This is a genomic window from Roseomonas sp. WA12 (assembly GCF_054165765.1).
In genome coordinates this window covers 966,453-986,407 of sequence record NZ_CM135108.1, presented here as the reverse complement: position 1 = coordinate 986,407, position 19,955 = coordinate 966,453, and the positions used below count along the sequence as shown (strand labels likewise).

Annotated in this window: 17 protein-coding genes and 1 tRNA gene; 7 read left to right on the top strand and 11 right to left on the bottom strand. The window is 69.9% G+C overall.

Translation table 11 applies throughout. The features are described from left to right. Positions 1-14 precede the first annotated feature (14 nt). From ACVBD7_RS04755 to ACVBD7_RS04745, 3 genes are all read right to left on the bottom strand, one after another. Positions 15-710, bottom strand: a complete 696-nt coding sequence (locus tag ACVBD7_RS04755; RefSeq protein ID WP_458096353.1) for a hypothetical protein — start codon at positions 708-710, stop codon at positions 15-17. Between the two features lie 61 nt (positions 711-771). Further along, a complete protein-coding gene (locus tag ACVBD7_RS04750) occupies positions 772-1,458 on the bottom strand; it encodes a hypothetical protein (RefSeq protein ID WP_458096352.1) in 687 nt (228 codons plus the stop codon). Between the two features lie 44 nt (positions 1,459-1,502). After that, the gene (locus ACVBD7_RS04745) at positions 1,503-2,987 is read right to left on the bottom strand and encodes a cation:proton antiporter domain-containing protein (RefSeq protein ID WP_458096351.1); all 1,485 of its coding nucleotides are present in this window, start codon (positions 2,985-2,987) and stop codon (positions 1,503-1,505) included. A gap of 169 nt (positions 2,988-3,156) precedes the next feature. Here ACVBD7_RS04745 and ACVBD7_RS04740 point away from each other — a divergent pair, with 169 nt between their 5' ends. From ACVBD7_RS04740 to gltA, 4 genes are all read left to right on the top strand, one after another. After that, the gene (locus tag ACVBD7_RS04740) at positions 3,157-3,855 is read left to right on the top strand and encodes a DUF3833 family protein (protein ID WP_458096350.1); all 699 of its coding nucleotides are present in this window, start codon (positions 3,157-3,159) and stop codon (positions 3,853-3,855) included. A 96-nt stretch (positions 3,856-3,951) separates the two neighbouring features. Continuing rightward, positions 3,952-4,485, top strand: a complete 534-nt coding sequence (locus tag ACVBD7_RS04735) for a SixA phosphatase family protein (RefSeq protein ID WP_458096349.1) — start codon at positions 3,952-3,954, stop codon at positions 4,483-4,485. A gap of 79 nt (positions 4,486-4,564) precedes the next feature. Then, positions 4,565-5,116, top strand: a complete 552-nt coding sequence (locus ACVBD7_RS04730) for a thermonuclease family protein (protein WP_458096348.1) — start codon at positions 4,565-4,567, stop codon at positions 5,114-5,116. Positions 5,117-5,420: 304 nt separating this feature from the next. Beyond that, entirely contained in the window at positions 5,421-6,731 is a 1,311-nt protein-coding gene (gene gltA, locus ACVBD7_RS04725) for a citrate synthase (RefSeq protein ID WP_458096347.1), read from the top strand. Positions 6,732-7,192: 461 nt separating this feature from the next. Here gltA and ACVBD7_RS04720 read toward each other — a convergent pair whose 3' ends face one another. The 5 genes from ACVBD7_RS04720 to ACVBD7_RS04700 form a co-directional block, all read right to left on the bottom strand. Continuing rightward, positions 7,193-8,305: a tetratricopeptide repeat protein gene (locus ACVBD7_RS04720; protein WP_458096346.1), complete on the bottom strand. Its 1,113-nt coding sequence runs from the start codon at positions 8,303-8,305 to the stop codon at positions 7,193-7,195. Positions 8,306-8,562: 257 nt separating this feature from the next. Next, positions 8,563-9,330 carry an SDR family oxidoreductase gene (locus ACVBD7_RS04715; RefSeq protein WP_458096345.1) on the bottom strand — a complete coding sequence of 256 codons (768 nt, stop codon included), beginning with the start codon at positions 9,328-9,330 and terminating at the stop codon, positions 8,563-8,565. A 69-nt stretch (positions 9,331-9,399) separates the two neighbouring features. Next, positions 9,400-9,705: a hypothetical protein gene (locus ACVBD7_RS04710; protein WP_458096344.1), complete on the bottom strand. Its 306-nt coding sequence runs from the start codon at positions 9,703-9,705 to the stop codon at positions 9,400-9,402. A gap of 79 nt (positions 9,706-9,784) precedes the next feature. Then, positions 9,785-9,857, bottom strand: a tRNA-His gene (locus ACVBD7_RS04705). Between the two features lie 92 nt (positions 9,858-9,949). Beyond that, positions 9,950-11,164, bottom strand: coding sequence for an aminotransferase (locus ACVBD7_RS04700; RefSeq protein WP_458096343.1), 1,215 nt, complete (start codon positions 11,162-11,164; stop codon positions 9,950-9,952). A gap of 342 nt (positions 11,165-11,506) precedes the next feature. On the opposite strand from ACVBD7_RS04700, the gene ACVBD7_RS04695 reads away from it, so the two are divergent. Both ACVBD7_RS04695 and glnA read left to right on the top strand, forming a co-directional pair. Beyond that, entirely contained in the window at positions 11,507-11,845 is a 339-nt protein-coding gene (locus ACVBD7_RS04695; protein WP_426958096.1) for a P-II family nitrogen regulator, read from the top strand. Between the two features lie 110 nt (positions 11,846-11,955). Beyond that, positions 11,956-13,377 carry a type I glutamate--ammonia ligase gene (gene glnA / locus ACVBD7_RS04690; RefSeq protein ID WP_458096342.1) on the top strand — a complete coding sequence of 474 codons (1,422 nt, stop codon included), beginning with the start codon at positions 11,956-11,958 and terminating at the stop codon, positions 13,375-13,377. A gap of 139 nt (positions 13,378-13,516) precedes the next feature. Here the strand turns inward: glnA and ACVBD7_RS04685 are convergent, their stop codons facing one another. From ACVBD7_RS04685 to ACVBD7_RS04675, 3 genes are all read right to left on the bottom strand, one after another. After that, on the bottom strand, positions 13,517-16,966 hold the full coding sequence (locus ACVBD7_RS04685) for an ATP-binding protein (RefSeq protein ID WP_458096341.1): 3,450 nt from the start codon (positions 16,964-16,966) through the stop codon (positions 13,517-13,519). Between the two features lie 108 nt (positions 16,967-17,074). Then, positions 17,075-17,473, bottom strand: coding sequence for a hypothetical protein (locus tag ACVBD7_RS04680; protein ID WP_458096340.1), 399 nt, complete (start codon positions 17,471-17,473; stop codon positions 17,075-17,077). A gap of 152 nt (positions 17,474-17,625) precedes the next feature. Beyond that, a complete protein-coding gene (locus ACVBD7_RS04675) occupies positions 17,626-18,345 on the bottom strand; it encodes a response regulator transcription factor (RefSeq protein WP_458096339.1) in 720 nt (239 codons plus the stop codon). Positions 18,346-18,442: 97 nt separating this feature from the next. Between ACVBD7_RS04675 and ACVBD7_RS04670 the strand changes: the two genes are divergently transcribed. After that, entirely contained in the window at positions 18,443-19,927 is a 1,485-nt protein-coding gene (locus tag ACVBD7_RS04670) for a sensor histidine kinase (protein WP_458096338.1), read from the top strand. Positions 19,928-19,955: the final 28 nt, after the last annotated feature.

Below are 19,955 nucleotides of genomic sequence, written 5' to 3'. Positions count from 1 at the left end.
CGCGGCTCAGGTACTCAGGGCGCGGGCTTGCGGCCGGCCGTGTACGGGTCCGGCATGGGTCCGGGCATGCCCTGGGGCTCCGGCCGCGACTGGCCCCGCAGCGCATCGAAGAGGTCCGCCGCGATACCCGTGGTGTAGTTGTAGAGGTCCCGGTCCGTGCTGCCGAAGGAGGTGAGGCGCAGACGGGCCACCTGCGCGGAGACAGTGCTGAGGCAGGCCGCCTCCATGGAGGGCGGCGCGGCCAGCGTCGCGATCGCGCACCGGAACGGCGCCCGGCGCCCGCGCCCGGCCTCGATATGCGCGATGGCCGCGACGGTGCCGCGGCCGCGAAGCGTGACCTGGAGCGAGCGCACGGCCTGTCCGTACTCGCGATCCAAGACGGGGACGGCGATCCCATCGGGGCTGCCGGGGGCTGGGATCAGGTACACGTCGAGCGTGCTGCCGGAGGAGGCGCTGTAGCGCGCGATGCGGCCGGAGCCCGCCTCGGGCAGGGCGGCGAGCCGGGTCTGGTCTCGGAGCCGGTCCGGCAAACGGGCCGAGACGGCCTGAGCGGCGAGCGGCTCGGCGGGCGGCAGGGGCGAGGGCTTCGCCGCAGGGTTGCCGGCTGACGAGGCGGGCTGACCGGCGCTGGGAAAAGCTCCAGGCGCTGCGCCGGGCTCGGCGCAGGCCGCGAGCAGCAGGAGGGGCACGAGGGCACGAATCCGGGTCATGGCGCGACGGTAGCGGTGCCGCTCCCCTTATGCAGGGCTGTAGCGCCGAAGACGGCGGTCCTTAGCGCCCCGGAGGCGCCGGGGCCGGAACCGGATTGGCAGCCTCGGAGCGTTCGGGGAACAGGGGAGCGGCGGCATCGCCAGTCGGGTCCCGCGCTGCGGCGGTCGTCGCGGAGGCGACGCCGCCGGACACGCCGGCCCGGCGCAGGGCTTCGAAGAAGAAGATCGCCATATGGCCGGCATAGACGGTCCGGTCGCGGCCTGTGCCGCGGATCCCGGCCACGGTGATGCGCGCGGTGGCAAGCTGGCCGGAGACGACGGCCAGGCAGAGGGCTTCCAGTGATGGCGGATCCGCGACGGGGGCGATGAGGCAGATCGCCTCGCTGCCGGGTTCGCGTGCGCGGACTTGGACCCGCGCGAGGCCGGGTACCTCGCGCCGGCCGAGCAGCTCCGCGCCTAGGGTTCGGTTGGCGCGGCGGAGGTGCGGTTCAAGCCGGTCCGCGGGCTCGCTGTCCGCAACCCAGGCCAGGGCCGGATCGGGGGTGAGGAGCAGGGTCGTGCGGTTGCCGTTGGGCGAGGCGTAGCGGACGATGAAGCCCGGGGTGGGATCCCCGCCCTCCTGACGGTGCTGGTCCGCGACGCGCTCGGGGAGGCGTGCGGCGATCTCGGGCGCGGGCATTGGACCGGGAGCGGCGCAGGCGGCGAGCGGCAGCAGAAGGAGAAGGAGAAGGGCGCGAATCCGGTTCATCGCGGCAGGGTAGCGGGCAGCCTGCCATTTTGAAGGCGTGCCGATCAGGGATTCGGCGGACCGGCGCCGGGCAACGCGGCCGCGGGGCCTTCGGCTGCGCGGGCGCTGAGGTCGGTCTCGCGCAGCATCTTCTGCAGCATCTCGTCACCGATGTGGTTGTCCTCCCGCAACTGGAGGAGGGCGCGGCGCACGGCATCGTGGCCGCGTTGCACATCGCTCTCGCCCTCCGCCGCCTTCGAGGCGACCTCGCTGGCGATGCTCTCCTCATTCTTCTGCTCGCCGTCATCGCCGAGGGCGGCGGCGCGGACGGCGCTGCGGAGGGTCAGCCCCTGCACCGCCACCGCGCCGAGGATGAGGAAGGCAGCGACGATGAGGGTCAGGCCGCGATCTTCCATGCTTTCAGGGGCGGAGAGAGCGACGACGATGCCGAGGATCGAGGGGGTACAGGCCCAGGCCATGACTGCGGCAGCAGTCAGGCGCGTCCCCTCCTCGCTGACCTCGGGCTGGCGGTCGCGCAGTGCATCGGCCGGGGCCGGCAGGCAGGCGGCGAGGTAGGAAAAGGCGAATTGCAGGGCGAGGATCAGCAGCACCAGCAGCACGGCGGTGCCGACCATCCTCCAGACCGGCCATTGCTCCAGCGCGCCCAATGCCTCCGGCAGGGCTCGGCCGGCGAGGAGAAACAGGGCAGCGGAGAGGAGGAGGCTGACCTCCTCCCAGAAGGCTGTGGCGGAGATGCGGGCCTCGGGGGAAGTCTGCGTCTCGCCGGTGTCGCGGTTGACGTCGCTGGAGGAGACGGTAAGCGCCGCCGCGATGACGGTGGCGGAGAGCGACAGCCCGAGCCACTGGGCGGCGAGCGCGCAAAGATAGGGCAGCGCGAAAGCGATCGCGATCTCGACCGGGGCTGGCCCGGCGCGGCCGCGCAGCCAGAGGGTGGCGCGGGCCAGGGCCCATCCGGTGGCGGCGCCGGCGGCCATGGCCCAGGCAAAGCCAGCGGCGGCGCCGAGCGGCGTGGGCGGCCCGTCCTCGACCGCGCGGAGCAGCAGCATGAGGGTGCCAAGGGAGACGACGCGGGCCACGATCTCACGCACCTTCAGCGAGTCCGCGATGGCGCGGGGCACCTGCGGCCTTCCCTCGGCCTCGTGGAACAGGCGGGTGTCGAACAGGGCGCCGACGATGCCGAGCAGCAGGGCGGGCGCCCAATCCAGCCCCGGCAGCAGCGCGCGGGCCGCGACGGCGACGAGGGGGATGGTGACGGCCGAGAGGGCGATGCCGATGGCGACGCCCGTGCCGAGGGTGAAGCGCAGCAGGTGGATCGAGACGCGGATCGAGGCCGCGTAGATGACCGGCGGGAGGAACAGCGAGATCAGCAGCTGCGGGTCGACCGGCGTTTGCGGCAGGCCCGGGATGAAAACCGTGGCGACCCCGAGCGCGACGAGGAGGATCGGCGTGGGCACGCCCAGCATCCGCGCCAGGGCCAGAAAGGGCCCGATCCCGGCGATGAGGAGGGCGGCGAGTTGCAGCGTGGTCATCGGCGGAAAGGGCGCCTCGCCGTGTGCCGTGCTGCTCGTCTCATTCGCGGTTCTCCCGATGCGGGCTTCGTACCGCCCATGACATGATCTAACGCGCGGAATGGGCTCGGGTGCGGGGGCGGAGACGACGGGCTGGCGAAGGCGGTTCGGCTGGGGAATGGTCCGGCCCATGACCTCCAGACGCTCGCTTCTCCTTGCCCTTCCCGCGCTTGGTGCCGCCGGGGGGCTCGCCGGCTGCGGGACGGCGCCGGAGGTGTTCCAGGGCAAGGGCCCGCCCTTCCGGCCCGAGGAGTTCTTCGCCGGGAAGCTGCGCAGCCACGGAGTGTTCGCCACCCGTCTGGGTGCGATCGAGAGCTGGTTCACGGCCACGCTGGTCGGCGCTTGGGACGGCACGACGCTGACCTTCGACGAGCACTTCCGCTACGACGACAGCTTCGAGGACCGGCGCTTCTGGAAGCTGCGGCGCGACCCCGCCGATTCGTCGGGCCAAGCCTGGGTTGGGGAGGCGACGGATGCCACCGGGCCGGTGCGCGGCCGAGTGACGGGAAATGCGTTCCGGCTGGAACACGAGCTGGACATGCTGACGCTCTCGGGCAAGCGGCGGCGGCTGGGCTTCGACCAGTGGTTCCTGCGAACGGCCGACGACATGGCGATCTCCCGCGCCGCGGTGTCCTGGTACGGGATCCAGGTCGGTACCGCGCAGGTGGCCTTCCAGCGGGTGAGCGTGGGCGTGACCGAGGGTTCGGTGTTCCCGGGCCAGGCGGCGCGGGAGGATGTAGGGGGGCAGCAGCGCGGCACCGCGCCGGCCGTGCCGCCTCCGGCCTACCGCGACCCCGGGCGGGTGATGAACGCTCCGCCGCGCCGCTAGGGCATTCCACGGCCGGGTGGGTGGGCGCGGCCTGCTGGCGCGGGAGTGAGCGGGGGTGCCCGCGACAGGCCGCGGCAGTTGTGGCAGGCTCTGTCCATGCGTCAGTTGCTGCTTTTGCGCCACGCCAAATCCGCCTGGGACGACCCGGCACTCTCGGACCACGCGCGCCCGCTGAACGCGCGCGGGCGGCGGGCCGCCGCGGCCATGGGAGCGGCGATGCGCGGTCTCGGGCTGCGGCCGGGGCTGGTTCTGGTCTCCTCCTCACGCCGCACGCTGCAGACACTGGAGGGCCTCGGCACGCTCGACGGGGCGCCGCCGGTCGAGCCGATGGATGATCTGTACCTCGCGCCCTGGACGCGGCTGCTGGAGGCGGTGCGCGAGGTGCCGGATACGGTAGGGAGCGTGCTGCTCATCGCGCACAACCCGGGGCTGCATGACCTGGCGCTGAACCTCGCCGGGGATGTTCCAGGCGGTGAGACGGGGGTTGGCGCCGAGGCACTGACGGAGGCCTATCCATCCGCGTCCCTGGCCGATTTCTCGGTGCCGGGGAGCTGGGCTTCGCTTGGGGCCGCGGGCGCGCAGCTGGTGCGGTTCCTGCAACCGCGTGATCTGCCGGAGCTTGCTGGCTGACATCTGGCCTGGGCATGTCCAGGAGAGACACTGCCTGACGGCTTGTGCCGGGGCTGCGGGGCTTGCTAGGCAGGTCGGCGTGCTTCCCCGTCGTCGCATCTTCCGCCCTGCCCCCTCCCCCCGCGCCTGGCGGGGGCCATTGCTGCTGCTCGGCCTTGTGGCCGGCGCTTCGGTGCTCATCGGGGTCGGGGGGCCGACGCAGCTCTTCGGTAACTCTCCGGTGGAGCAGGACTGGGGCGCAGCGCCCACCGCGGTGCGGGTGGTTGATGGCGACACGCTCCGCCTCGGCGACCGGATCGTGCGGCTGCGGGGACTGGAGGCGCCGCCGCGCGGCGAGAGCTGCCGGGACTCGGGCGGGCGGGATTTCGACTGCGGGGCGGGTTCGGCTGAGGCGCTGTCGCGGCTTGTGGCCGGGCGGGGCGTCTCATGCCGGGTGCGCGGGCGGGACCGGTTCGGGCGAGGATTGGGGCGCTGCGAGCTGGCGGGGGACGGGCCGGAGCTAAACGGCGCCCTTGTTTCGGCAGGCTGGGCCCGGGCCGGCGACTCCGACCTGAGCGGGCTTGAGGCAGCGGCGCGGGCCGGTGGGCGCGGGCTCTGGGCCACAGGGGGGCGGGCGCCGCAGGGCTGGTAGAGCCGTATCTGCGACGGAGCCGCTGGGTCTGTGGGCCTGGTACGATTGCCGGATCTTGAAGCACTGGCCGCTCGTTTCGGCGAGCGTCGCATTTCGTAAGCCGGATTGCCATGCGCGGGACGCGCCGCGGACCGGCGTTCCGTCCGGAGCACAAGGCCGGGGGCGCTACCTCCGGTGGATGGACAAGGGCGCCGGTCGGCCTATCTTGCGCTGCATCATCAGAAGGGTTCGGGGCCGGCGGGCATCCGCACGGTGCCGGGCCTCCAACAATACGGCCGGTCCCGCCGGCTGCGAGGATCAACGCATGAGCGACGCGTCCACCCCGGGTTCCGTCACGATCACGCTCGACGGCACCAACAAGTCTACCAGCGCGCCGCTGGTGCAGGCGAGCGTCGGCCCGGCGGTGGCGGATATCCGCAAGCTCTATGCCGATCTCGGGATCTTCACCTTCGACCCCGGCTTCGGGATGACCGCGGCCTGCGAGAGCAAGATCACCTATATCGACGGCGACAAGGGCATCCTGCTGTATCGCGGTTATCCGATCGAGCAGCTCGCTGAGAAGTCCGACTTCGTCGAGGTGTGCCACCTGCTGTTGCACGGCGAGCTGCCGAAGGACGGCGAGCTGGCGGAGTTCAAGCACAACATCACCATGCACACGATGGTGCATGAGCAGATCCGGAACTTCTTCAACGGATTCCGCCGCGACGCGCATCCGATGGCGATTCTTTGCGGCGTGGTCGGTGCGCTGTCCGCCTTCTACCATGACAGCCTCGACATCTCGGACCCGCGCCAGCGCGAGATCGCGGCGTTCCGGCTGATCGCCAAGGTGCCGACGATCGCGGCGATGGCCTACAAGTACTCGATCGGCCAGCCCTTCGTGTATCCGCGCAACGACCTCGGCTATGCCGAGAACTTTCTCTACATGCTGAACGCGGTGCCGGCCGAGGAATACAAGGTCAATCCGATCCTGGCGCGCGCCATGGACCGCATCCTCGTGCTGCACGCGGATCACGAGCAGAACGCCTCCACCTCCACCGTGCGCCTCGCCGGCTCGACCGGTGCGAACCCTTATGCCTGCATCGCGGCGGGGATCGCGGCGCTGTGGGGCCCTGCGCATGGCGGCGCCAACGAGGCGGTGCTGAAGATGCTCGGCGAGATCAAGACGCCCGAGAACATCCCTGACTTCATCCAGAAGGTGAAGGACAAGAACAGCCATGTGAAGCTCATGGGCTTCGGGCACCGGGTGTACAAGAACTTCGATCCGCGCGCGCAGATCATGAAGGAGACCTGTCACGAGGTGCTCGCGGAGCTCGGCATCAAGGACGAGCCGCTGCTCGACATGGCGATGGAGATGGAGCGGATCGCGCTGCATGACGATTACTTCGTTTCGCGCAAGCTGTACCCGAATGTCGATTTCTATTCCGGCATCATCCTGAAGGCGATGGGCATCCCGACCTCGATGTTCACCGTGCTGTTCGCGGTTGCGCGGACCGTGGGTTGGGTGAGCCAGTGGAAGGAGATGATCGAGGAGCCCGGGCAGCGCATCGGTCGTCCGCGCCAGGTCTATACGGGCGCGACGACGCGCGACTACGTGTCGATCAACAGCCGGGGCTGAAGCCTTTAGGGCGGAGAGGCCCTTCCCCGCTGCTCGCGCACAGTGTTCGTTGCGCAGGACACACAGGCCCGTCTCCACTGGAGGCGGGCCTTTTCCTTTGAGCAGTTGGCAGCTTGAGTTGGCGCTGAACGAGCACCTTCAGGCTTCCATGACCGTCCTGTTCTTCGGCGCTTGCAGAAGCCGCGAGTTGGCGCGGCGAACGACGATTTCGTCTGCCCGGACCGGAGTTCGCAGGACGAGGCGGGTGGTGCTCTTTCCAGCCAAGCGCAGCGCTTATTCACAGTTAAGTCGCTGGCCGGGGATTTCGCTGCGGTGCTTATCCATCGGCCGCGGATTGCGTGTGCGGCGTCGAGGGGCTTCGAATGAGAAGATTACGGATGAGCACTCGCCCGGCCGTAGTATGGAATCAAAGCGATTTTTTAGTCGGTGATTCGTAGTTGTCTCGTAATTCGTTTCGACAGCTAAGTTTGGCTGTTCATCGTCTCGACAGCAGCTGCCTGCGCGACCTCATCGCGCCCGCGCTCGGAAGAAATTGGGGCTTCCCCGCTCGTGGTGCTGACGCCCGGTGGCTGGCGTAGCGGCGCTTTGATGCGCGTTGCAATCCGATTCCTGGTTTGCAGCAGCAAAGCATCAAATTGCGTATCCAAGTAGCTATCGAGGCGCGCCATTCCCTCCCGGCGTCGACCAGTCTTGGCTTCCGCAATGGCCATGTTCCGGACCAGAACGCCTCGATCAGGTCGGCGCTTGATGCCGATGCGCAGATGTTCGTAAGCCCGACGATACTCGCCGGTTTTGATCAGCAGAGCCCCCAGCCGCTCATGGTAGACGGTTTCGACTGGATTGAGACCAATGGCCTGCTCCAGACAAAAGATCGCCGCAGCCGTCTTTTCGCGTCGTGCGAGCAGTTCGGACAGGTTGGCCCAATAAGTCGGGCTGGCTCGGCGCCGCTCGCGAACGGTGCGCCGAAATTCCGCGAGGTCTTGCTGCTGTAATGGCGCCGGGTCGAGGAGGCGACGCACCAGTGTCGACAGGCTGCGCGTCTGCACCAGGAACCGGCCAGTTGGGTGGCCGGAATAGGGTGCTGCGAAGCGCCAAACTGCCCCCAGGTTTTCGAGAAGCTTCACATGTACACGGTCGCGGTTGCGCGGGTCGAAGATACAGGCAACCTCCGCTTCCGCGGCAAGCCCGGTCGCCATGTCGTCGCGCACGAAGGCGATGCCAGCGGCAGGAGCTCGCCAGCGTCGCTCGAACGGAACCTTCGAGCGGTCGATCGAGAACTGTGGCGAAATCGCGATCACACGATCTGCGCGCAGAGCACGCGAGCAGATAAGAGCGCCGTAGGCGCCCATGCTGGAGCCATAGGTGATGCGGAATGAGAACTGCGCAGTGTAGCTTGCGATAGCAGCCAGACAGTCGTCCATGTCCGGGTACTGGAACCAGTCATTGCCGGAACACAGAACGTGAACCGCCGAGACTCCATTAGACTTCAGGAAGTCTGCGGCGAAACCTGAACCTTTCAGACTTTGACCATTGGTACGAGGCACGAAGGTGATGACGATGCGGTCCGATGCCACGTCCGCGGGAACAGCTACGGCCATCAGGGTGCTGGAAGCGTACAGAACGTTTGGCATAGGCTGCGATAGTAGCAGTTGAGCGAGTGAGGGCTAGTCAGCCGTCACTCGCTGTCCGTGTTGACGGCGCGTCAGACGCTTGAGCGCGCGACACCCTGCTTCAACGTGACACGGGTTGAAGCATCTGCTGCGTCGACACCTTCTGCAGCCTGCAAACCCGGCCGACAGTTGCTTGCCTTTTTGCCGGGGTACGGAAGCAGTCAGGGAACTGGCGAAAGGCCGCCGTCCACGTTGATGGCGGTACCGGTCACGTAATCGCCGGGCTGCGTCGCGAGGGCCAGGGCCATGGCGGCGAACTCCTCAGCGCGGCCCATGCGGCCCATGGGAATGGCGCGGCCAGATTCCTCCATCCATTCCGCATAGGTCTGGTCCTCGGGGCTCGCGGCATGACGGCGAATCCATTGGTCGCTGTCGATCTTGCCGACGAGGAGGGCATTGACGTTGATGCCGTGGGGAGCCCCCTCCCCGGCCAGGATCTTGGTCAGCGAGAGGCCGGCCGCGCGGGACACTGCGGTGGGAGCGCCGGTGGGCGGCGGAGCCTTCGCGCCTGTGTTCAGCACGTTGATGATGCGGCCCCAGCGTCGCTCCTGCATGCCCGGCCAGGCGAGCCGCACGAGGCGGATGGCGGCGAAGAGCTTCAGGTCCAGGTCGGCCTGCCATTCGGCGTCGGTGAGAGACATGAACGGGCCGCGCTTCGAGGTGCCGGCGTTGTTGACGAGGATATCAATGCCGCCCAGGGCGACCTCGGCGGTGTGGTAGGCGCACTCACATCCCTCCGCGGTGGAGATGTCGGCCTGGATGGGGTGGCTGCCGGGGATGGAGGCGGCGGCCTCGTCCAGCGGGCCCTGCTCGCGGGCGACTATGGCCACGCGGGCGCCGGCCGCCGCGAAGGCGCGGGCCATGGCGAGGCCCAGGCCGCGCGAGCCGCCGGTGATCAGGGCGCGGCGGCCATCGAGGGTGAGTTGCATGACGTTCTCCCGGCCCATGCGGGCGCGGGAGGTTCGGGACGGCTTGCCGCCCCTGTCAACCGCCCGGGTTCAGCGAGGGGAGAATGGGGAGGGCGGAAGGGTGGCGCTCGGCGCGATGCTGCCGCCCCGCATGCATGCATCGGTGACCTGCTGGCGAAGGATGCCGCTATCGATGCTGATTTGGCCGAGGGGACCCACGGCCTGGTCCTCGGCAACGGCGCCGCGCATCCGGCAGCCCTCGGCCCGGGTTGCGGCCGGAAGGGGACTGGTATCCGGATTGCCGGCAACCGGCCCCTGGCCGGTGGTGCCGCCACAGGCGGCGAGGATCAGGGGCAGGAGCAGGGTCGGGAGCGCTACGCGCGAACGACTGGGCATCGGATCGCTTCTCCGGGACACGGAGAAAGGACAACGGTTGCGGAGGGGAACGGGATGCCTGGAAGGCAAGAAAAGGATGGGCGACCTACGGGGCTCGAACCCGTGACATCCACGACCACAACGTGGCGCTCTACCGACTGAGCTAAGGCCGCCATCGAGCGGGTGCCGCAGGCCCCCGCCACCGCGCCGGGGATCCCGGCCGGCGGCGCGGTTTAGGGGGTGGAGGGGGGCGCCGTCAACCGCTTCAGCCTGCGGCGCGCACCCCGGCCGAGCGCGCAGCCTTCCAGGCGGCGAGGCGGGCGAGGGCTTCGTCCAGCACGGGGTCACCCTTGCAGAAGGCGAAGCGGGCATAGTGGTTCGGGGCGCCCTCCGCCGTTCCGTCCGCGGCGTAGAAGGCAGAGACAGGGATGGCGGTAACCTTTGCGGCCTCGGTGAGGTGGCGGCAGAAGGCGACGTCGTCCCCGGTGAAGCCGAGCGGGCGGAAATCGGCAGTGATGAAGTAGGAGCCCTGGGTGGGCAGGATGCCGAAGCCGAGCTCGGCCAGGCCCTTCGCCAGCCGGTCCCGCTTGGCCTGGAGGCTGGTGGAGAGCCCCGTGAAATAGGCGTCGTCCAGGTTGAGGCCGACGGCCACGGCGCGCTGCAGGTTGGGCGGCGTGGTAAAGGTGAGGAGCTGGTGGGCCTTGGCGATGTTGGGAGCCAGCGACCGGTCGGCCGTGATGTAGCCGACCTTCCAGCCCGTGAGGGAGAAGGTCTTCCCGGCGCTGCCGATGCGCATGCAGCGCTCCCGCATGCCCGGCAGGGTCATCAGCGGGATGTGGGACCAGCCGCCGAAGGTGAGGTGCTCATACACCTCGTCGCAGACAGCATAGGCGCCGTGGCGCTGGACCAGGTCGGCGATGAAGGCGAGCTCGGCAGCGGTGAAGACCTTGCCGGCCGGGTTCATCGGCGAGTTGAGGAGGATGGCCTTCGTCTTCGGCCCGAAGGCGGCGGCGAGCTCGGCGCGGGGCAGTTCCCACTTCGGGGGCGTCAGGCGCACGAGCTTCGGGATGGCGCCGAGCATGCGGACGACGGGGAGATAGGTGTCGTAGAGCGGCTCGATGAGGACGCATTCATCGCCGGGGTCGAGCACGGCCATGAGGCAGGCGGTGATGGCCTCAGTGGCGCCCGAAGTGACGATCACCTCGGCCAGGGGGTCGATCTCGAGGCCGTAGAACCGACGGTTGGCGGAGGCGACCGCCTCGCGCAGCTCGGGCACGCCGGTAAGCGGGGGGTACTGATTGCGGTTGTCCAGCAGGGCGGCGCTGGCGGCGCGCACCACCTCCTCCGGCCCCTCGTAGTCCGGGAAGCCCTGGCCGAGATTGATGGCGCCGTGCTGCACCGCCAGCGCGGACATGACGGTGAAGACCGTGGTGCCGGTGGCGGAGAGAAGGGCGTTCTGAGGCTTGAGGGGCGTGGTCATGGTCGGGCGGCGGCTTCCGGCTGGGGCGGCGGTGGGAGCGGGCGGGCGCCGGGGCGCGGTCCCGTCTAGGATCGGTTCATGATGGGGTCGGCGGGGCCCTGGCGCAATCGCGCGGTGCGATCCCGCGCCAAGGTAGTGCCTGCAGTTTGGGCAGATTGCCCAGGCAGAGGGCGGGTGTGCGGGCGAGTTCCCCAAAATACGCCGCTGTCGTCCTTGCCCCCCCGGCACGGGCCGTGCAACGTCCGCCCGCCAGCGGCCGCCCATTCGTGCCGCGGCCAAGATGCGGGAGGAGCGGGGCGAGCCTGCCCCGCGGGACGCACGGAGCGAAAGAGTCATGGGCCGATGAAGAAGATCGAAGCCATCATCAAGCCCTTCAAGCTGGACGAGGTGAAGGACGCGCTGCACGAGATCGGGCTGCAGGGCCTCACCGTGGTCGAGGCCAAGGGCTTCGGCCGCCAGAAAGGGCATACGGAGCTCTATCGCGGCGCCGAGTACGTCGTGGACTTCCTGCCGAAGGTGAAGATCGAGGTGATCTGCTCCGACGACCTGTGCGAGCGCGCCGTGGAGGCAATCACCGCCGCCGCGCGCACCGGGCGGATCGGGGACGGGAAGATCTTCATCACCGACGTGCAGGACGTGGTGCGCATCCGCACCGGCGAGCGCGGCGAAGAGGCCGTCTGACGGGATTTCCTGCCGCGGCGTCCTGGGCTAGGCCCCGGGCGCGCGGTGGACCTGGCGGTGCCTGGCGCCGCCGCGATCAACGTGTTTACCAGGGGAACAGGACCCAGCGAATGGCGAACGACAAGGACAGCGTCTCCCGCGTAATGGAGATGATCAAGGAGAACAGCGTCGAGTACGTGGACTTCCGGTTCACGGACCCGAAGGGCAAGTGGCAGCACACCGCCCAGCACGTCTCCACCATCGAGGAGGACACCTTCGCCGAGGGCATCATGTTCGACGGCTCCTCGATCGCCGGCTGGAAGGCGATCAACGAGTCCGACATGATTCTGATGCCGGACACGCTGAATGCCTGCATGGACCCGTTCAGCGCTAAGCCGCAGCTGATCCTGTTCTGCGACATCATCGAGCCCTCGACCGGCCAGTCCTACTCGCGTGACCCGCGCTCGACGGCGAAGAAGGCCGAGGCCTATCTGAAGTCCTCCGGCGTGGGCGACACGGCGTTCTTCGGCCCGGAGGCCGAGTTCTTCGTGTTCGACGATGTGAAGTTCGGCACGGGCGGCAACTACGGCCACTACAAGCTGGAGAGCGGCGAGGGCCCGGGCGCGTCCATGAAGGACTTCCCCGAGGGCAACATGGGCCATCGCCCCGGCCTGAAGGGTGGCTACTTCCCGGTGAACCCGGTCGACAGCGAGGTCGACCTGCGCGCCGAGATGCTCTCCACGATGATGGAGATGGGCGTTCTCGGCGAGAAGCATCACCATGAGGTGGCGCAGTCGCAGCACGAGCTGGGCACCAAGTTCGGCCCGCTGCTGACGCAGGCCGACCACATGCAGATCTACAAGTATGTGATCCACAACGTCGCCCATTCCTACGGCAAGACGGCGACCTTCATGCCGAAGCCGATCTATGGCGACAACGGCTCGGGCATGCATGTGCACCAGTCGATCTGGAAGGACGGCAAGCCGCTGTTTGCCGGCAACGGCTATGCGGACCTGTCCGATTACGCGCTGTGGTATATCGGCGGCATCATCAAGCACGCGAAGTCGCTGAACGCCTTCACCAACCCGCTGACCAACTCCTACAAGCGGCTGATCCCGGGCTTCGAGGCCCCCGTTCTGCTGGCCTATTCGGCCCGCAACCGGTCGGCCTCTTGCCGCATCCCCTACGCGACGAGCCCGAAGGCGAAGCGCGTCGAGGTGCGGTTCCCGGATCCGGGTGCGAACCCGTACCTGGCCTTCGCCGCCATGCTGATGGCCGGCCTTGATGGCATCAAGAACAAGATCCATCCGGGCGAGGCGATGGACAAGGACCTGTACGACCTGCCGCCCGAGGAGCTGAAGGGCATTCCGACGGTGTGCGGTTCGCTGCGCGAGGCGCTGGAGTCCCTGCAGGCCGACCACGAGTACCTGCTGGCCGGCGACGTCTTCGGCAAGGACCAGATCGAGAGCTACATCGAGCTGAAGTGGCAGGACGTGTTCAAGTTCGAGCACACCCCGCACCCCGTCGAGTTCGAGATGTACTACTCCGTCTAAACCGTTCGGACCGCGGAGCGGTCCGGACCGGCCGGGGGTTCGCCTCCGGCCATTTCTCACCGGGTCGTCGCCTCGTGCGGCGGCCCGGTTTTTTGTTGCGCCGATTGTTGTTGCGGAAAGAAGGCGGTGACAGCGGGCCCTAGGTGCCGGCTGTACTGGCGGGCGGTGCCGTGTGCAGGGCGCGCTGGATAACGGCGGCCAGTTCCGTGATGCGGAAGGGCTTCTCCACGACGGCGCCGGCCGCGCGCTCGGCCTCAAGCGCGTCGCCGGAGGCGTAGCCGGTGGCCAGCAGCACCGCGAGGCCGGGGCGGAGCGCGCGGGCGGCGGCGGCGAGCTCCGCGCCGTTCATGACGGGCATGGCGTAGTCGGTCAGCAGCAGGTCGAAGGGCGTGGCGGCGAGGATGGACAGTGCCTCGGGACCGCCGGGGGCGTCCTCCACGGCATGGCCAAGCTCACGCAGCATCTCCGCTGAGGCGCTGCGGACCTGTGGGTCATCGTCCACGAGCAGGATGCGGGCGCGGCGGCCGTCGCTGATGGCGGCGACCGGGGGCGCCTCGTCGGCCGGGGTGGGCGAGACCGGGAGGTGGAGGAGGATCGAGGTCCCCTCTCCGGGCATACTCGAGATCTCCACCGCGCCGCCAAGAGCGCTCATCACACCGAAAACCTGGCTGAGGCCGAGGCCGGTGCCGCGGCCAACGGGCTTGGTGGTGAAAAAGGGCTCGAAGGCGCGCTCCAGCACATCCGCCGGCATGCCGTGGCCGGTATCGGCGACGGTGATGCGCAGGTAGTCGCCGGGGGCGAGCCGCGCCGGCTTCGTGCCGGGCGGGAGTGTCGCGGTGGTGATGGTGAGCGTGCCGCCCTCCGGCATGGCGTCCCGCGCGTTGACCGCGAGGTTGAGCAGGACGAGTTCGAGCTGGGTCTCATCGGCAAGGACAGGCGGCAGGTCGCCGGCGAGACGGGTGACCACCTCGACCTGACCGCCGAGGGTGCGGTGGAGGAGTTCCGACATGCGCGCGATGAGGGCATTGGCGTCCACCGCGCCGATGGCGAGCGGGGCGCGGCGGGCAAAGGCGAGAAGCTGGCGCGTGAGGGTGGCACCCCGCCCTGCGGCAACCGCAGCGTTGCGGAGCACGCGAAGCACGCGCTCGTCCTCCACGCGGCGCAGCGCGATGTCGATACCGCCGGAGATAGCCATGAGCAGGTTGTTGAAGTCATGCGCGATGCCGCCGGTGAGCTGGCCGATGGCGTCCATCTTCTGCGCCTGGTGCCGGGCTTCGGCGATGTCGCGGCGCATGCGCGACAGTTCGAGGTTCACGCGCACGCGGGCGAGCAGCTCGGCGGCGGCGAAGGGCTTCACTAGGTAGTCGTCGGCACCGGCATCCAGGCCCTGCACCTTTGCCTCTTCGCCGGCACGGGCGGAGAGCATGATCACGGGGATGGCGCGCAGGGCGGGCTCGGCGCGCAGGCGGCGGAGAAGGCCGAAGCCGTCCAGGCGCGGCATCATCACATCGGTGAGGACGAGGTCGGGTTCCCGCGCAAGGGCGAGGGCGAAGGCCTCCTCGCCGTCCTGCGCGGTGATGATGGCGTGGTCGCGGCCGAGCAGGCGCTCGACATAGGCGCGCATGTCCGCGTTGTCGTCGGCGAGGAGGATCGTCGCGGGCGGCGCGGCGTTGAGCTGGGGAGCCGGCTCTTCCGCGGGGTGTGGCCCGGACATCGGCGCGGGGTTCCCCGGAAGCCACCGCTCCGCCTCGCCAAGGAAGGCTGCGGCCATCGGGCGAGCCGTTGTGTCACCAAAGGATGCGGCGGCCGGTGCCAGGCTTTCCCGCGGGAGATGGGCTGTGCCGCTGGGGATGCGGATGCGGAAGCGCGTGCCCTCGCCCGGCGCGCTCTCGGCCGTGACGGTGCCGCCATGCAGGCTGACGAGTTCGCGCACGAGGGCGAGGCCGATGCCGGACCCCTCATGCGAGCGGGAACGGGCGCCCTCAATACGGTGAAAGCGCTCGAAGATGCGCGGGAGCTGGTCCGCGGAGATGCCGATGCCGGTGTCCGAGACCGTGAGTTCCATCCCGCCCGCGACGGGGCCAAGGGTGACCGCGATTCCGCCCGTGAAGGTGTGCTTGAGGGCGTTGGAGAGGAGATTGAGGACTGTCTTCTCCCACATGTCCCGGTCGAGGAAGACGGGCTCGGGCGGGTTTCGCGTCTCGACAGTGAAGGTGAGGCCGGCGCGTTCGATGGCGGAACGGAAGGTGCTGGCGAGCTCGGCGGTGAGCGCGGCGACGTCAATAGCAGTGAAGCGCGCCTGGGCGCGGCCGGCCTCGACGCGGGAGAAGTCGAGCAGGGTGTTCACCAGCTTCAGCAGGCGCAGACCGTTGCGATGAACCAGCTCCAGCTCCGCGCGCCGGCTTGGCAGCGCCTCGGGCGGGAGGGCGAGCATCTCCTCGACCGGGCCGAGCATCAGGGTCAGAGGCGTGCGGAACTCGTGGCTGACATTGGAGAAGAACTGCGTCTTCGCGCGGTCCAGCGCGGCCAGGGCCTCGGCGCGGGCGCGCTCCTCCTCATGAGCCCTGGCGTTACGGAGGGCGGCGGAGACCTGGCCGGCAAGGAGGCCGAGGAAGGTGCGGTAGTCCTCGTCCATTGCGCGGTTGGGATTGAGGCCTGCGACGAGGACGCCGAGCGGCGGCTGGCCGGGGGCGCCGGCCAGCGGCAGGGCGACGGCCTGGGTGACGGGATGGCCCCACGGGCCGCCGGTGACCACCGTGCCCCAGGGGAGTTCGGCATCGGCGCCGGAGAGGGGCGCGGTCTCACCCGCGGCGGCGCGGCGGAACCAGTCGGGGGCCTGGTCAGCCGGCAGTTCAGGCGGCAGGGCTGCGCCGGGAGGCAGGCCGGTGGAGGCGGCGATACGCCAGGTTTCGTCGGCGGGTTCGTCTGGCTGAGCGGACTTCGCGCGAAGGTGGATGGTGGCAAAGGGGATGTCCGTGGCGCCGTGCAGGACCTCCGCAACGGTGCAGCAGCTCTCCTCGACGCTGAGCGCGTCGCCGGTGCGTCCGGCGAGGTCGCGCAGGAGGCGGAGGCGGCGGTCGCCGATCACCTGCTGCGTCACCTCGCTGCAGACGCAGAGCATGCCGACCACGGTGCCGGCATCGTTCTCCGCCGGAGCATGCGAGAGGCTGAAATAGGCCTCCTCGGCATAGCCGGAGCGGTTCAGGAGGAGCTGCTGGGCGGGAACCCAGTTGGCCAAGCCCGTGCTCATCACCTCGGCGATCATTGGGCCGAGCGTGTTCCAGGCTTCGGCGAGGGTGATGCGGATGTCGATACCCAGCGCTGCCGGGTGCTTGTCGCCGATCACCACGGCATAGGCGTCGTTGTAGATCTGGATGAAGTGCTCGCCCCAGATGAGGATCATCGGGTAGCGCGAGGCCAGCAGCGTGCGGGTGGTGGCGCGCAGGCTCTGGTCCCAACTCTCGACAGGGCCGAGCGGCGTCGCGGCCCAGTCATGCGCGCGGCAGAGGGCGCGCATTGTGCCGGGGCCGGCGAAGAGGCGGGCGGCGGCGCCCGGCGTCAGCGGGGCGCCGTTCGTCGGCGGCGTCACTGGCCGGACTGCCACCCCGCCGCCGAGGCGATCGGGGGCCGTTCCGCCCGGGGCGGGTTGCTGCGCGGGATCATCCTGCCGAGGGGATGTGGCCGATCGGGTGGGGCGTCAACGGGATGCCGTGCGGAACAGGTAGTCGCAGCGGCCGTTGTTGGCGCCGTCGAGCGCGAGCTCGGGCGCGTCCGGCGGGCCGGCGACGGTGCGGCGCAGGACGCTCTCGCGCGTGACGGCGAAACCCGGGGCTTCGATGAGCATGCGGAAGCGCTCGCCGCCCATGGGCTCGAGCACGGTGCCCAGCAGCGGGGCGCAGACGGCCTCGGCGCCGCGCGTCAGCTGGGCGCTCATCGCGTGGGGGACAGGGGTGGCGCCGGGCAGCGCGACGAGGAGGATGGCCGGCGGCGTGGTCGGGGCGCGAAGCGGGATCTCGGACATCGGCGAGGGCGGCGGGTTCGGCGAGCAGGCGGCAAGGGCCGCCACGGCGCCAGCGAGGACGAGCATCCGGGGCATCGGGCGGTTCCTTCTTCGGTCGGATCTGGTCGGGCGCGGTTCACGTCGGCAACGCGCGGACGGGCAGGCAGCTGCGCCGAGGATAACATCGGCGGGGACAGTGCGACAAAGCCGCGCCGCGGCGGGGTGACGGGCTTGCGTTGCGGGACGTCTCAGCCCGGGGATCTCTCGGCGGCGGCCCTGTCGGCGGGTGCCTGGCCGGCGGGGGCCGCTTCCAGCCGATAGCCGAGTCCGCGTACCGTCTGGATGACCACCCCGGCCCCTGCCTGGCCCAGGCGGGCGCGGAGGCGATGGACATAGACCTCCACCGCGTTCGGCTGGACGGCGCGGTCCAGCCCGGCCAGGCGGGCCTCCAGCGTTTCCTTCGCCACGGGGCGCGGGGCGGCGCGGAGCAGGACCTCAAGCAGGGTGCGCTCGCGCGGGGGCGGGTCGAAAGGTGTGCCGGCGACAGTGAGGGCGCGGGAGAGCGGGTCGAGCGCGATGGCGCCGAGGGTGACGGGCTGGGTGCGGCCGCCGCCGCGGCGCTGGGCGGCGTTGAGGCGCGCGACGAGCTCCGCGAGCGCGACGGGCTTCACCAGGTAGTCGTCGGCGCCGAGGTCGAGGCCTTCCACCACCTCGGCCACCTCGCCGCGCGCGGTCATCATCAGCACGGGCGGCGAGCCCGGGCGGTGGCGGAGGCGGCGGACGAGGTCGATGCCGTCACCATCCGGCAGGCCGCGATCGAGCACCACGGCATCGTAGTCGCCGGTGGACAGCGCAGCCTCGGCTTCCTCGATGGATCCGCCCGTATCGGCCTGCCAGCCGGCGCGGCGCAGGCCTTCCGCCAGGAGGGCGGCGAGCCTCGAGTTGTCCTCCACCAGAAGAACGCGCATCCGGCCTCCCGTCTCATGCGGGCGGAGAGTGCTGCGCGCGGGACGGAATGCCAAGCCGGGGGGCTGCCAAGCGGTGCGGGCGGCGTTAGCCTCGGCCATGCCCGACGCCGCGTCCCTGCTCGAACGAGGCCCGATCCAGACGCCGCCGGGGCGCCCGCGCAGCCTCGTGGCCCGGCTGGCGGTCGCCTACGCGGTGATCGGGCTCGGCGCGCTCATCCTGGGCGGGCTCATCCTGCACCAGACGTTGCACTACGTCGTCTGGCTCGAGCACCAGCGCGGCATCCTGGCCGCGGGGGTGGAGGTGACCGACCGCGTGGCGCGCGAGGGGGTGGCCGGGCTGGACCGGCCGCTGGGTGGCGAGAGCGGGCGGCGCTTCGACACCGCCAGCGGATCGATGCTGTTCGCGGTCACGAATGAGGCGGGCCAGGTGCTGGCCGCCTCCCCCGGGGTTCGCGGGCAATTGCCGCGGGTGGATGCGGAAGGACGGCTGCCTGAGACATTTCAGCAAGGCCAGGACGGCACGCGGCTATGGGGCGTGACGCGCTGGATCGACGCGCCGGACGGGCGCGTGGCCGTGCAGATCGCCCAGGATATGGAGCGATCCTACATCGTGCTGGACGACGTGCCGGCGGCGGCGCTGGGGCCGGTGATGGCGGTGCTGGCGATGGGGGCTTTCCTGCTCTTTGCCGCCAATGTGGGGCTGCTGATCATCCTTTCGGCGCCGCTACGGCGGACGGCGCGGGAGGCGGAGCGGATCGGGCATGGCGGGCCGCCGCGGCTGGAGGAGGGCGAGATCCCGCTGGAGCTGCTGCCGTTGATCCAGGCGGTGAACGGGGCGTTGGACCGGCTGGACGACAGCCTGGAGTGGCAGCGCGGCTTTTCGGCCGAGGTGGCGCATGAGCTGCGTACGCCGCTGGCGATCATCCAGGCGGAGCTGGACCTGCTAGACGCGGGCGACGTGACCGACCGGCTGCGGCGCGATGTGCAGGAGTTGGCACAGCTCGTCTCCGACCTGCTCGAGGCGGCCGAGGCGGCGCGAGACGCCCCCGTGGGCGACGAGGCCTTCGATCTGGCGGAGTTGGTGGCTGAGACCGCGCGGCGCTTCGCGCCCATCGCGGCGCGGGAGGGCCACCCGCTAGTGGCGCCGGCGGCCAATGCGCCAGTCTGGGCGCGGGGCGAGCGGGATTCGATGGGGCGGGCGTTGCGGAACTTGATGGAGAACGCCATTGCCCATTCGCCCCCGGGCGGGTCGGTCACGCTGCGGCTGGGCACCCCGCGCGAGGGCATGGCGGTGGTGGAGGTGGCGGATCAGGGACGCGGCGTGCCGGAGGCGAGGCGCAAGGACGTGTTCCGGCGGCACTGGCGGGCGGGCGACGTGCGGCGGCGCGGGCTGGGGCTGGGGCTCTCGATCGTGGAGCGTATCGTGAGCGCGCATGGCGGGACGGCAGAGGTGGGGGATGCGCCCGGCGGCGGCGCGCTGTTCTCGCTGCTCCTGCCGCTGGCCGGCGAGCAGGAGGGGGCGCGGGTGGCCCCTGGTGAACGGCTCCGCCTTCCGCCAGACCCTCTTCTGCCAGAAACCTGAGCTATCTGAACCTTCCGCCTGTTTTTGG